The sequence below is a fragment of the Clostridium sp. Cult2 genome (assembly GCF_021655075.1).
Lineage (GTDB): Bacteria > Bacillota > Clostridia > Tissierellales > Tepidimicrobiaceae > Schnuerera.
The window spans coordinates 48491-63164 of the sequence record NZ_PPXX01000096.1 but is presented as its reverse complement, the minus strand read 5'-3'; the positions used below and the strand labels follow the sequence as shown (position 1 = coordinate 63164).

The 14674-nt window shown below is 32.4% G+C and carries 11 protein-coding genes; 3 read left to right on the top strand and 8 right to left on the bottom strand.

Annotated elements, in window-relative coordinates:
• Positions 1 to 7: 7 nt before the first annotated feature.
• Positions 8 to 1027 carry a Gfo/Idh/MocA family protein gene (locus C3E90_RS10035; protein WP_236915515.1) on the bottom strand — a complete coding sequence of 340 codons (1020 nt, stop codon included), beginning with the start codon at positions 1025 to 1027 and terminating at the stop codon, positions 8 to 10.
• Between the two features lie 229 nt (positions 1028 to 1256).
• Between C3E90_RS10035 and C3E90_RS10030 the strand changes: the two genes are divergently transcribed.
• On the top strand, positions 1257 to 2123 hold the full coding sequence (locus C3E90_RS10030) for a MurR/RpiR family transcriptional regulator (RefSeq protein ID WP_236915513.1): 867 nt from the start codon (positions 1257 to 1259) through the stop codon (positions 2121 to 2123).
• A 42-nt stretch (positions 2124 to 2165) separates the two neighbouring features.
• On the opposite strand, the gene C3E90_RS10025 is transcribed toward C3E90_RS10030, so the two are convergent.
• Both C3E90_RS10025 and C3E90_RS10020 read right to left on the bottom strand, forming a co-directional pair.
• The gene (locus tag C3E90_RS10025; protein WP_236915512.1) at positions 2166 to 3101 is read right to left on the bottom strand and encodes a ring-cleaving dioxygenase; all 936 of its coding nucleotides are present in this window, start codon (positions 3099 to 3101) and stop codon (positions 2166 to 2168) included.
• 102 nt (positions 3102 to 3203) lie between these two features.
• Positions 3204 to 5087: an aldehyde ferredoxin oxidoreductase family protein gene (locus C3E90_RS10020; RefSeq protein ID WP_236915511.1), complete on the bottom strand. Its 1884-nt coding sequence runs from the start codon at positions 5085 to 5087 to the stop codon at positions 3204 to 3206.
• A 332-nt stretch (positions 5088 to 5419) separates the two neighbouring features.
• Between C3E90_RS10020 and C3E90_RS10015 the strand changes: the two genes are divergently transcribed.
• On the top strand, positions 5420 to 6115 hold the full coding sequence (locus tag C3E90_RS10015) for a cell wall hydrolase (protein ID WP_236915510.1): 696 nt from the start codon (positions 5420 to 5422) through the stop codon (positions 6113 to 6115).
• 43 nt (positions 6116 to 6158) lie between these two features.
• On the opposite strand, the gene C3E90_RS10010 is transcribed toward C3E90_RS10015, so the two are convergent.
• From C3E90_RS10010 to murJ (C3E90_RS09995), 4 genes are all read right to left on the bottom strand, one after another.
• The gene (locus C3E90_RS10010) at positions 6159 to 8309 is read right to left on the bottom strand and encodes a hypothetical protein (RefSeq protein ID WP_236915509.1); all 2151 of its coding nucleotides are present in this window, start codon (positions 8307 to 8309) and stop codon (positions 6159 to 6161) included.
• Positions 8296 to 10404 carry an efflux RND transporter permease subunit gene (locus C3E90_RS10005; protein WP_236915508.1) on the bottom strand — a complete coding sequence of 703 codons (2109 nt, stop codon included), beginning with the start codon at positions 10402 to 10404 and terminating at the stop codon, positions 8296 to 8298. The genes C3E90_RS10010 and C3E90_RS10005 overlap by 14 nt, the downstream gene beginning before the upstream one ends.
• 11 nt (positions 10405 to 10415) lie before the next feature.
• Entirely contained in the window at positions 10416 to 11006 is a 591-nt protein-coding gene (locus C3E90_RS10000) for a TetR/AcrR family transcriptional regulator (protein ID WP_442870578.1), read from the bottom strand.
• Positions 11007 to 11205: 199 nt separating this feature from the next.
• A complete protein-coding gene (murJ, locus tag C3E90_RS09995; RefSeq protein ID WP_236915506.1) occupies positions 11206 to 12714 on the bottom strand; it encodes a murein biosynthesis integral membrane protein MurJ in 1509 nt (502 codons plus the stop codon).
• 210 nt (positions 12715 to 12924) lie between these two features.
• Between murJ (C3E90_RS09995) and C3E90_RS09990 the strand changes: the two genes are divergently transcribed.
• Positions 12925 to 13083, top strand: coding sequence for a hypothetical protein (locus C3E90_RS09990; protein WP_236915505.1), 159 nt, complete (start codon positions 12925 to 12927; stop codon positions 13081 to 13083).
• Between the two features lie 26 nt (positions 13084 to 13109).
• Here the strand turns inward: C3E90_RS09990 and murJ (C3E90_RS09985) are convergent, their stop codons facing one another.
• Positions 13110 to 14651, bottom strand: a complete 1542-nt coding sequence (murJ, locus tag C3E90_RS09985; RefSeq protein WP_236915504.1) for a murein biosynthesis integral membrane protein MurJ — start codon at positions 14649 to 14651, stop codon at positions 13110 to 13112.
• Between the last annotated feature and the right edge of the window lie 23 nt (positions 14652 to 14674).

Here is a 14674-nt window from a genome sequence, read left to right as displayed (position 1 = left end):
AGAATATTTATCTTTTTATATTTACAGCTTCACCCTTTTCTAAACTTAAATGTGCAGCTTCTGCTATTCTTAATGCTTCTAATCCATCCTTATCATCTGCTATAAATGGTTTATTATTTATTAAACAATCAACAAAATCATTAATAGGCTCGATTCCAAAACCATATGGTCTTCCATTGTTATTAATTATAAAATATGAATTTGGAGTATGTCCCTTAGAAGTATTGTAAAATTCCACTCCCCTATTCTGTGAATCTAATCTTAGTAAAGTATTTTCTGTTAGTATTTGAGTTCTTCCATCATTATTTTTGGGAAATCCTGATGGATAAATCCATGAGTTTTCAACAGTCCAATAACAATCGTTTTCAAATTTAATAAAAGCTTGTATTGTGTCATAGGTATCTATTCCTTTTGACTTTAATACTTTTTTAGTTCCAACAGCATATACACTAACAGCTTCACAACCCATATACCAACGTATTTGGTCATAACAGTGGGTTCCTAAAAAATGTACTGGAGAAGATTTATCAGCCCAATTAAACCATTTAGTAGGCACATCTATAATATCGTCCATACTCATATAACCACGGATTGGTGCTCCCGTTGACTCTTTTAGTAATTCATTTCTTAGATTAATTGCTGCAGGATCCCATCTTTTATGATAATCTACTGCAACTCTTACATTGTATTTTTTAGCTTCTTCAATTATGGCCAAAGCATCCTCACTAGTAGTAGCCAATGGTTTTTCAATTAGAATATTCTTTCCTTTTCTTATTGCTGCTATAGCAGGTTCCATATGAAAAGCATCTGGTGTTGCTACAGAAACAGCATCTAATTCTTCCTTTTCCAACATTTCTTCAATATTAGTATAAGTATTTGCATTAAATTCATCTGCTAATCCCTTTAAGATATCTTGATTTAAATCACAGATTGCAACTAATTCTACATCTTTGTTCCAGCTAAATGCTCTAATATGATTCATTCCATATATTCCAGCACCTACAACTGCCACTCTTAATTTCTTCATATAAATCCCTCCAAAATAATTGAATTGCTCATATAAACTGCTAACTTTTCTAGAATATAAAACTTTATTACTAACTTTGAATATATTATACTATGGTTGTAGTAAAACTTCAAGTATTTTTATTTATGATGAAGTTTTGCTACTTTTCGAATAAAATGTTATACTTCTTATATGAAGTTTTACAACAATTAGTATATAATATATGTATCAATGAAAAGGAGCATTAATAATGAACAGTAATATATTGATTTTATTAGTATCAAATTTGGATTCCTTGACACCTACTGAGCGGAGTTTAGCCCAATATATTATGGATAATAAAGAATCTGTTGTGGATATGACCCTTAGCACTCTATCAACTAATAGTAATGTTAGTGAGGCTACTATAATAAGATTAACTAAAAAGCTTGGCTTATCAGGATATGCTGAATTCAAGCTAAAACTATCAGCAAGTTTAGTGGCTCCCCATGACTTTAAATCTATAAGGGATATTTACGCAAATGATTCACCTTATGAAATTTTAAATAAAATAACATCTTCAACCAATAAGGCCTTAGAGTTTACAAATCAAATCATCGACCCATTAGAACTAGAAAAGGCTGTTAATTTAATTAGCAAAACTAGTAAAGCTAATCATAATATTTTTATAGTTGCATTAGGAGCTTCAAGTATTATAGCTAGAGATTTACAAACCAAATTTATGAGATTAAATATAAATACAATTTATTATGAAGACATGCATTTAAGTTTAGAAAGCATTATAGGCATTAAAGAAAATGATTTACTAATCGTTCTTACAACACTAGGTAAATCAATGCATGCCCATTACTGTATGGAGATAGCTAAGAATAATAATGCTTCAGTTATACTCATAACTCAATCAGGAAACGAAAACATAGCTGATAAAGCAGATATTATCCTAAATACTGCAAACATTGAAAATAATCTTAGATTAACCTCCCAAACCTCTAGAATATCTCAGTTAATTATAATAGATACTATATTTACCTCCTTAGCACTTGAAAACGATGAAATACAAGATGAGGTGGAAAATACTAGAAGGTTATTTAGGAAATATAAGTATTATTGCGACTAATATGAGAAGCTATTAACTTCAAAAAAAATAAAGGAACTCTATCTAGAATTCCTTTACCTTTACAGGCATTAACCCCTTCTCAATATCTTCCCTATTAGCCTCATATTGGGGTGGAAGTTTTAAGCTTTGACCAAGCTGGTCCAAAGGTTCATCTATGGTAAAACCTGGCTCATCTGTAGCTATTTCAAATAGATTTCCACCCTTTTCTCTAAAGTATATGGATTTAAAATAGTTCCTATCTCTAATAGGACTTACATAATATCTATAATCTTCTAATATATTTATCCATTCCAATTGATCCTCGTCATCTTTCGCTCTTAAAGCTATATGATGGACTGTTCCAATGCCCATATGTCCAACCCCCACAGGTGTAGTTTTTAAATCTATTACATTTCCTATGGAACCTACACTTTTATATCTAATAACATCCAATTCTTTCCCAATTTTCTTTAAACCCAAAACATTTTCTAATAGATAACTAGTCTTTTCAGGAAATAAGGACAATAATGTAGCACCGCCAAATCCTTTAATTGCCTCATTAGAGGTTATTCCTGCATACTCCCAGTCATTCTTTTCTCCTTCTTCTCTTGAAACTATCTCTAATTGCAATCCATGTGGGTCTTGGAACTGTATATATTCTTCCCCGAAACGTTGATTTTTTACATAGGGAATATTAAATTCTTCTAGTCTATTTGTCCAAAAATCCATTGCCCCTACTGGAACAACATAGGAAGTAATGGATACCTGTCCGCCACCTATTGTTCCCTTCCTTGACTTAGACCAAGGGAAAAAAGTAATAGTAGTTCCAGGTTTTCCTTCTTTGTCTCCGAAATAAAGATGGTAGGTATATGGGTCATCGAAATTTACAGTTTTTTTAACCAATCTTAGACCTAATACATGGGTATAAAAATCTATATTCTCCTGAGGATTACCTACTATAGCTGTAATATGATGTATCCCTATAGATTTTTTTAACATATTTTCATCTCCTTTAAATACACTATTAACCCTATATTGTATACATACCACCTAGAATAGCTTGATAATCAAAATAAGGCGACCTAAGTCGCCTATTAATTATTATCCTAACCAGCCTAAGGATAATCTTTTCAGAGTTCCTACAGTTGGGTTCCCCGTTTCTTTATCCCAGCCTGCTATATCATAGTATAATTCCTTTGATTTTTCATATTTTTCTCTATCTAATGACACTCCTTTAGAAGGGCCATCTTTGAAAGGTTGAAAAAGTCTTTCAGGTAAAGTATCATCATCTCTAGTAAATCCTTCCCTAGCATTGAAATACCTCATCATATTTACCTTTCTTTCACCTATTTTCATAAGTTCATAAAGGGAAGTGTCCCAATCTATGCCATATTTAGCTAATAAGATTAAATCCTTTGGCCCATATAAATTTGCAAAACCCCATAGGAATTGACATAGTGATAATGTATCTATTGCAGATTCAAAACATTGGGTATTAAATGCAAACCTTGTCTTTTCATCATCTAATTCAAAATTGTCCTCATATCCCTTATAAATTCCTATCATAGCTAAGTTCTTCCTTCCTTCACTTTCAGGTGGTAATGTAAGTACTGGATCATGTTCTGAAGATTGATGGTCAGCTCCAAAAGGATTCACAGCATATATTAATCCCAGTGAAGGTTTATACTGAGGCATATGGGCAGGTAATTCTTGTTTCTTTACAGTCATACTATATTTAAGGGCTCCATTGCCTATCTTCTTTGCTGCCCTATAGCTACCTTCTGCCAATAGATTCCCTATTCCTTCTCTTTTGCCAATTTTCTCTATTAATTGGATTAACCCTTCATCATTTCCAAAGGTCAATTCTAATCCATCAGTATCCTCTTTAGTCAATAATCCCGCTTCAAAGCATTCCATAACAAAGGATATGGTAGCACCACAGGATATTGTATCTAGTCCATACATATTGCATAGCTGATTTGCTATTGCTACAGTTTCCAAATTGGTAATACCACAATAGGAACCTAAAGCTGCAGCTGTTTCGTATTCAGGCCCACCATATATAGGGTCTACTTTCCCTTCTATTTCTACTACCCTTTTGCATCTCACCGGACATGCATAACAGGTATCTCTTTTCTTTAATATGGTCTCCGTCATAGTGGTCCCCGTTATGTTTTCAGCTCCTTCAGGAAAATATCCAGATATCCAATTCCTAGTGGCTAAAAAACCATTTTTATGATGACTAATAAGCCCTCTGTTGGTACCATGCTCTCCTAACTGTTGTAATCCATGACTGTCATTAAACCTTTCTACTCCTTTTTTGGCTAATTTCTGGAAGTTTTCTCTATCTGCCGCTTTAAGGCCTAGTTTTTTCTTTACGACAATAGCCTTTAAATTTTTAGAGCCCATTACTGCTCCTGTGCCATTTCTGCCATTAGCCCTATTACACATATTTAATATATTTGCAAACTTAACTAAATTTTCTCCTCCAGGCCCTATCTGGGCTATGTCTATATCTTCTATACCTAAATCTTTCCTTATCAGTTTTTCTGCTTCCCCAGTTACTTTCCCCCATATCTTTGAAGCATCTCTCAATTGAACCTTATCACCATCTATGTATAAATATACTGGCTTTTCTGCCCTTCCTTTAAATACTAAGGCATTCCAACCATTTCCCTTTAGGTATGCAGGGAAAAACCCTCCAGCCTGACTATCCCCTATACCATCGGTCAATGGACTTTTAGTGGTTACAGTTATCCTATTGGCTCCTGCAATGGGAAGCCCTGTAAAAGGGGAAACGGAAAACACTAAAATATTTTCTGGAGAAAGAGAATCTACCTTTGGTTTTAACTCTTTTAATAATATATAGGTACCTAGAGCAGAACCTCCTGGATAAAGTCTATGAGTTTCTCCATCCAATATGATCTTCTTAATAGTCCCATTGCTTAAATCTACTTCCAAAATATTTGCACTTGGAAAATTCATAATATCACTCCTCTTCAGTTACATTAAATCTTTATAAAACCCTATAATATTAGATTACCCATAATAATATATAGTAAAACAGCAATAGAATATTAACTTACCACTGATTATGTCAATGGTGATAAAGAAAAAGAGTTAGAGATTATGCAATTTCTGGTAATTGTCCACAAGTTGTTTACATAATAAATAATTTCTTATATAATAACACCTATGTTGTAAACTAAGTAACAGCTGAATCCTAAATTTTTAGGTACGAGGGAACCAACTCAAGGGGTTTAACCCTAATTAGAATGCTAACTTCGGAAGCAAAATTTAGGAAGGAGTGGATAGAAATGAAAAGAAAGAGAATAACACATATCCTTTTGGTCCTGCTAATGTTAGTGGTTATTACTACGCCAGTCTTAGCCAATGAGTCCGCTAGGACATTGCAATTTGGTCATCGGGGAGAAGATGTGCTAAGACTTCAGCAGGCATTAAACCAAAAAGGTTACTATTATTTTTATTTAGATGGAATTTTTGGAAAGATAACAGAAAGAGCTGTTATAAACTTTCAAATAGACCATAAGATAAGAATTGATGGTATTGCAGGACCGGAGACTCAAAGGACCTTATATGGATATCCTACAGCATCAAGAGGAGGGACAAGTATTAGAAGTTATAATGCAGGGGATATATACTGGCTAGCTCGAATTATTGAAGCAGAAGCTGGTGGAGAACCTTATAAAGGAAAGGTTGCTGTTGGAAATGTAATTCTAAACAGAGTCAATTCCAAAAACTTCCCCAATACAATATATAATGTAATATTCGAATACTATGGAAGTATTCCTCAATTCAGTCCTGTTGCTGATGGCACCATTTACAACACCCCCTCTCAAGAAAGTATTAATGCTGCAAAGGACGCAATAAACGGTATAAGGCCCGTTGGAAATTCAACATATTTCTTTAATCCAAGCAAATCAGCTGGTTCTTGGATTGTAAAAAACAAATCTTATGTATCAAGAATTGGTGGACATGTATTCTATCAATAATGGTTTAGGGGACAGTTATTTAAACTGTCCCCTACTCATTTTCTTATTTTTTAAATATTCCTTTTAACCAAGCTATAAAACCTTTTTCCTCTTTTACTTCCGATTTTATTTCTATACTTTCTTGTTTTTCTTCTCCTTTTATTCCTTCAGTTTTCATGATGAATTTAAGGCTTCCCTCCATGCCATCACTTATACCTGTAAAACTATTGTTGGATTTAGATATTTCTACCAATTTATCTTTGGTTTCTATTATATTTGTTATATCCAAATCGCTACCACTTATTTCATCATCCAGTCTCTTTATTCCTTCTTGGTGAAATCTATTCATTCCTTCATTTAATTCTTTGGCACCTTCTGTTAATTGATGGCTTCCTTCTTTAAGTTTTTCTCCACCCTGGGCTAGTCCATCGGTTCCCTTTGATAGCTCAGATATACCACCATATAGTTTGTCTACTCCTCCATTTAACTCTCCTAATCCATTAGTTAGATTTTCAGTACCTTTAGCTAATCCTTTAGAACCATCAACAAATTGACCTGCTCCTTCTTTTGCAACTATTGCATTTTCGTTTATGCTATTTGCTCCCTGTTGTAATGCGGTACTACCTTCTACTAACTGATTGGAAGCCTCTTTCAATCCTTCAGTACCTGTAGCTAACTCATTTAATCCACCGTTTATTTTTTTCTGTCCTCCATTTACATTTTCAATTCCTTGGGATAATTCTATTGATGCTGTTTCTGCTTCCTTTAGTCCTTCTTCTAGTTGGGTTAAGGCTAATACCAATTCATTACTTGAGTTTTTAAGGCCTTCTAAGGCTAATTTTTGTTCCCCTAATGTTCCTTGCATAGTTTGAGCTAATGATGAACCTCCAGGTAATTTTTCTATCCCCTTGGCTATTTTTTCTAGACCATTTACACCTTTAAGCAATAAATCTACCACTTTCTCCTCTTTTTCTTTTCCTGCTTTTATTTGTGCTAATGCTTCTAAACTTTTACCTAATCCTTCACTTAAACTGTCTTGTCCATTTTTTAAGGTTTCTGTTCCTTGGATTAAATCTTCCATTCCATTATTTAAGGCTTTGGTGCTTTCTGGAATTTTATCTACTCCCTCTGCCACCATTTTTGCTCCTTGGGAGAATTCTACAGCTTTTTCGCTAAATTCCACTGCCCCATTGCCTAATCCTACAAATCCTTCCCCTAATTGGTTAGCACTTTGGGATAAAGTATTGGTTCCTGCATTTATCTCTAAGCTACCTTCGTAAGCTTCATTAATACCTTCTTTTAATTTTAACGAACCCTCCAATAAGGAATTGGAACCAAAATTAACTTGATTTACTCCATTTATCAATTCATCTATCCCATTATTTAATTCACTTTGCCCATCATATAGTTTTTGTGTAGCTTCAGATAATTTTTCACTGGCCTCTTTTATCTTATCTATTCCATCTATTAATTCGTCTAGATTTTTAGCATCATCTAAACCATCTATTTCAGGTATTTCCGATGTAATGGTGAAAACTATTGGTTTCATCTCAAAATCCATTGTTTTCCCTACAACTTCTAAATGATTTGGCATATCTAGTATCTTATCCTCTAATCCTAAGCTTTCATTAAATCCAGGTAAAGACACAAAGGTTATTATCTGATTACTTCCATCGGATAAAACTTTTCCTGAATTGGTCTTCAAGTTGGTAAACCTATCCATAGGTAAATCCACTACAGTAACTACCATATAGGGTGCATATACTTCATTCCGTTTATCCTTATTATTAATATCTATAGTAATCTTTATATCTCCCGATTTCCCAACTATATCCTCTAAGCTTACTTCCTTACCATCAAGATAATATTTGATTTCTGGCTGGATTGGCAATGGCTTATCTACTTTTCCTTGGTAATATATATCCTTTTTATCTGTATCCCATATTAGCTTTCCTTCTTCTATAGTTGGGACTTCCTCTCCTTTAACATTTGTTACTTCTGTTAATATACTATTATCTTCCACATTTTTTAAAGGAGAATCAGAATGAAGCCAAATACTAGATGTCTTTTCTAATTCTTCACCTTTATTATTCAAATTTACATATACGGTTTCCTCTTTAGAAATTTTTCCCTCTGCCATTACAAAACTTGAGGATAAGATGGTTAAAACCATTGCTACAACTAAAACTCTAGCTATTATTCTATCTATTTTCATATAAAATCCTTCCTTTCTCCACTTTTTCCTTTATGCCCTTATTCCAGTTTTTAGATGTAATACTAATAAAGCTTTCACTAGCTATTAATACTCCTGGTAATATAAATAGTATTATTACCGTACTTATTAAGGCTCCCCTTGCAATCATAGTGCTTAAACTCTTTACCAATTCCATATCGGATATTATAGCTACTCCCACAGTAGAGCCAAAGAATGCTAAACCACTAGTAATTATAGACTTTGATGATTCTCTTACAGTAATCTCCATGGCTTCAAATTTTTCATGTCCTTTTCTTATTTCTTCCCTAAATCTAGTAGTTAGTAATATAGCATAATCTACTGTTGCTCCCAATTGGATTGAACCTATTACTATACTTGCTATAAATGGTATTGAGTGACCTAAATAATAGGGAATTCCCATATTGATAAATATAGCTAAAGTTATAGCCAATATTAAAAATATTGGTATGGAAATAGAGGTAAATACTAAAAGTATTATGATAAATACTGCTATATTGGATATAGTGCTTACCCTTTTAAAATCCCTGTCTGCAATACCTATTAAATCCTTAGTCAATACTCCTTCTCCTGTAACAATACCATTTTCATCATAGTTTTTAACAATTTTCTCTATTCTTTCTATTTGTGCATTTTCTTCATCAGTTGCTGCTTTGTATTTGGAGTTTATTAGTATTTGCTTATAATCTTCCTGTTCAAACCTATCCTTTATTCCATCTGGGATAAAGTTTTCTGGTATACTTGGTCCTATTAGCTTTTGATAGGATAGTACATTCTCTATTCCATCTACCTTTTCAATTTCTTTTATCATCTCTTTTATTTCATAATTAGGTACATCCTTTGATAAAAGAACCATATGGGTTGTCATCATATTGTATTCTTCTTTTAATTTTCTAAAAGCTACTATGGATTCCATATCATCTGGTAAAGACTCATCTAGATTGTAATATACTTCATTATTCCTCTGTCCATAGAAGGCAGGTAAGAATATCAATATTCCAATTAATATAAATACTCTATAATGCTTAGTAACTAAATTTGACAATCCTCCAAATTCTGGCAATATAGTTCCATGATTAAATCTTTTAATAACCTTGTCAAATGTAAGTATTAATGCTGGTAATATAGTTAGTACTGAAACAACTCCAAATACTACCCCTTTAGCCATTACCAGTCCTATATCCTTCCCTATGGTCAATTCCATGAATGCTATGGCTAAAAACCCAGCTATAGTTGTTAAGGAACTACCTACTATGGATGAAGCTGTTTTTACTATGGCATTGGCCATAGCCTCATTTTTATCCTCAGAAACTTTACACTCTTCTTCATATCTATGAAGCAAGAATATAGAATAATCTAAGGTAACCCCTAATTGTAATACAGCTGCTAATGACTGGGTTATATAGGATATTTCTCCAAAGAATATATTGGTTCCAAAATTATATAATATGGCATATCCTATACTTATTAGAATTATAAATGGAACTATGGTAGATTCTAGCGTTAACATTAGCACTATCGTAGCTAAAGCTACAGCTAAGGCTACATATATGGGTGTTTGTTGGTCAGCTAAATCTACCGTGTCCTTTAACATTGCTGCCATTCCACTTAAGAAAGATTGTTTATCTAATATACTTCGTATATCTACTATAGCTTGTTCCGTTATTGGTGATGATGATTCATTAGTAAATTTAATCATTAGCAAAGTAGAATTTTCCCTATAGAATATCTCTTTCAATTCATCTGGTAGCATATCTTTAGGTATACTTATATCCAAAAAATCATCTACCCATATTACATTTTCTACCCCTTCTATTTTGGATATCTTATCCTTTACCTTTACCACATCTTTTGCTTCCATATCTTCAATTATTAGCATTCCAGTAGCAGAACTATTAAATACATCATTTAGTATTTCCTGTCCCTTTACCGAATCTAAATTCTTTGGTAAATAGGTTAAAATATCGTAATTAATCCTAGTTGATACCATCCCATAGATAGATGGCAACAACAGTAATGTAGCAATTATTAAAACCATTTTTCTGTGCTTTGCCACAAATTGTCCAAATCTATTCATACAATCATCTCCTAAATAATTTTCTTTATAGTATTGAAGAGGATAGGTTTCATTTCATCTATATCAGCAGGTTCATTTAATATTATGGAACTATAGCATACAGAACCCGTTAGTTCTATAATCATAAATAATATTTTATCTATATCTTCTTTTAATAAGGAAGAATCCTTATATCCCCTTTCAAATAATCCATATATTTCATGTATCTCTTCATAGTCCTTATAGGCCTTCTTAAATACCCCCCAAGAAAGATTCTTATATATTAATTTCAACATAAGTTTGTCTTTTTTAAAGTATTCGATGATATAATCTATAAAATACAATAGTTCCTCTTCAAATCCTTCAAAACTTTTAAGTTGTGTTTCCCTTATAGCTTCACTTAAAACATGACAACTTTTGCTGAGGATTATCTTATCTAATATGTCATACTTATCTTTAAAGTAAAGATAAAAGGTTCCTTTGGCTACTCCAGCTTTCTTAACTATATCGTTAATGGCTGTTTCATTTATTCCTTTTGTAGTAAATAAATCGTAAGCAGCTGAATAAAGGGAATTTTCCTTTTGCTTTTTGTTTTTTTCTACTTTTGATACCAAAATAATCACCTCCTCAGAATCAGGAACTAAAAATTGACCATTGGTCATTTTGTATAAATATCATTATAATACTAAAATGACCAATGGTCAATACTTTTATCCAAGTTTTTTCCCTTAAACTAAAAGTTTATATTTTGGGACTTTGCGAAATTTTCAGTAAACTTCTGTTAAAAATAAAAAACGGACAAAATATTCTGTCCATTTTTCGTTAATTTTCCTTTAAAGTTAATTTACCTATACTTAAATAGGTTATTATCCCAGTTCCAATTGGTATTAATACCTTCATTATATCTCCTATTATATTGTCTAATGATATCTTTCCTAATATATTAAAGGTTATAATTACAACCCATGCCATAATAGCTGCTGATACAATAAGTTTTATTAATCTTTTCCCTTCCCTGTGGATATCTATGACTTTTACCCTTTTATTTAAGTCTTTTATCAACAGTATTGTGACCAAAGTTGTGGAAATGCTAGTGGCTAAAGCTATACCATTGATTCCCATATATTTAGATAATATTAAATTTAAAACAAAATTTGTAATTACTCCTACACCTGCAGATATCATAGGTGTTAATGAATCATGCATTGCATAATGTACCTTAGTCAGTATCAAAACCATAGCCATGCTTCCTAGACCTAAGGCATAATAGGTTAATGCTCCTGAAGTCATCAAAGTGGCTGTTGTCCCAAATTCTCCCCTTTCGAACAGTAATCTTACAATGGGTTCAGATAGGGTTACCAATATAACCATTGCTGGTATTACTATGGAAAGGACAATTTTAGTTCCCCTTAACATTGCAGATTTTAAGGTTTCTATATTTTCTCTACTGAATTCTTGTGATATTATGGGAAATAATACAGTAACAATTGCAGTAATAAAAATTCCTAAAATCAATTGAATAATATCATTGGCGTAGTTTAGCCAGGAAATAGACCCTGGCGCTAATGTAGAGGCTATTGACTTGTCTACCACTATATTAACCCTATTTATAGAAATGCCTATGATTATAGGTATAAACATTATTCCAAATTCTTGTATATAGGCATTTTTTAAGTCTAAAATCCGTTCATATCTGTATCCTAAATTCATAGAAGGAGTTATTACCGAATATAGTTGTACAGCAGAAGCTAATACCCCTGCTATCATTAAACCATAAATTCCATATCTATTTAAAAAAATTAAAAATACTAAATATACTATATTATAATAAACCCAAGATTTTGTACCAGCTTTAAAGGCATGGAAACTCTGTAAATATGCAATAAATACTGCCCTTATCGTTATGAATATGACAATAGGCAAACCTATTTTCATTAAATTTACTGTGGTTTGAAATTCTTCACCTGCAAAACCTGTAGCTAGAATTTTTATCACCAATGGAGATAAAAACCAGCCTAATATTATCAAAACCATGGAAAGAATTATTATAATATGGAGTAAATTGTTTACATAGTCTACTTTCCTCCAACTGCCCTCCTTTTCCTCTATCTTTAATAATATAGGTACCATCCCAGTACTAATTCCTTCTCCTATTATTTCTGCCAATAAAGTTGCAGCCACAAAGGCAGTAAAATAAGCATCTGTTTCAAAACAACAACCTATTTTGGAAGCAATTAAAGCTTCTTTTATAAAGGTCAATATTTTATTTAGTGTCCCAAATATTATAATAAATCTGGCGGATTTAAATGCTTTTTTCATCATGGCTTTCATTTATATTCCTCCATATTTTTAGCTTAATTTTTTTATTTTATTTTTTCATAGGTTACTTTACACTATCTTTAATAATTAGATTGTCTATTATGGTGATTATTATGGTACCCTAATTTGGTTTAGTCAAAACATAAATGTACAACCTGTATCATAGGGATAATATTTTCCTTTTTGGACATAATAAATATAAAAGGGAGAAGGGAGATATCTATGGGGGAAAAATTCGTGGTAGTTGTAGATGAAGAATTTTCTGACCCTATGCCAAAGAAAGAAGCTATAAAGAAGGTTAAAAGCTATGATGATAAGACAGTTAATGCTTATATGGTGTCAGAAAAAGAAGCAAAAAATTTGAAAACCATCATAAGATAAGACAGGGAATTTTCATATCCTCTGTCTTATCTATTAAGTAATCCTCTTATCAATACTCTAATTTCTTTTACTCTCAATATAGAACATAGTATGAAATATACTAATACTCCCACTCCTACGGACAACAACAGCACTAAAAGTTCTCCTATTCCTGAACTAACGAATTTAGCTGTTAGCCCATAGTATAGAAAATACACTAGTATTCCCATTATTATAGAGGCAAATAAAGTTTTCAAAAAACATATTAGATATCGTTTAAGCCCCATAGGGCCGATTTTTTTTCTTAAATCAATAAATAATAGTAAAGTTGTAAAAGTTGCAGATATACTGGTAGCTAAAGCTAACCCTGCATGGGCCATAAACCTAATAAATATGAGGTTTAATACAATATTCAACCCTACAGCTAAAGCTCCATTTATCATAGGAGTCTTGGTGTCTTGAAAGGAATAAAATACCTTGTTTAACATAAGCCTTAAGGAAGCCCCCACTAGCCCTAGAGAATAAAATATTAGAGCTTGGGAAGTCATAGTGGTAGCAACAGAGTCAAAAGCACCCCTTTGGAAAAATATTCTTACCATAGGCTCTGCTAATATCAATATTCCTACAGTGGCAGGTACAGTTATAATAAGTATTATATTGATACCTTGTCCCATTATCCTTTTAACTTGATGATTATCTTCTTCAGAAAAGGCTTTAGATAACATGGGAAATACCACTGTAGTAATAGCCATAATGAATACAGAAATAATCAAATCTCTTAACCTAGAAGCATAGGTAAGGGCTGAAATACTCCCCTCAGCCAAACTAGAGGCTAAAGTCTTGTCTATCACCACATTTATCTGTTGTACCGCAGATCCTATCATTACAGGGACAACTAAAATCAATGCTTTCTTCAAGTATGGATCTTTTAAATTAATATCCACTCTATATTTATAGCCTTGATGCTTAATAGCTGGAACCTGAATTAAAAATTGAGTAGAAGCAGCTACTACACTGGCTAACATAAGTCCTTCTATACTTCTTTTATCTGCTAAAAGGAATAGGAAAAATATAAATACAAAATTATATGGAAGTCCCATAATGGCAGGAGGACCAAATATTTCGCTACTATGGAGATATCCAGAAAACACATATGTAAAACCTAGAAAGATTACAATAGGCAACCCTATTCTATTTAATTTCACTGCCAATTCAAATTGTTCTCCAGTGAAGCCTTTTGCCAAAACTTTTATCACAAAAGGTGATAAGAAAAATCCTAAAAGAGCTAATATTATAGTAATAAAAAAAACCATATTCAATATATTATTCAAATATTTCAGTTTGGCTTTTCTGCCTCCCCTTCCCTCAATTTCAGTAAAAATAGGGATTAAAGTAGTATTTAAAGAAGCACCTAAAGTAGTCATCAATATTGTTGTAGCAGTCATAGCAACAAAATAGGTATCCGTTTCATAGCCTGAACCGTATTTAGAAGCAATTAATACTTCCCTTATAAACCCTAAGAATTTACTTATTAAAGTGAAAATTGCAATCATTGCTGCAGATTGAGCTACCTTCTCTGTCCTGGTCATATATATTCTCCTTTTCTAAACTA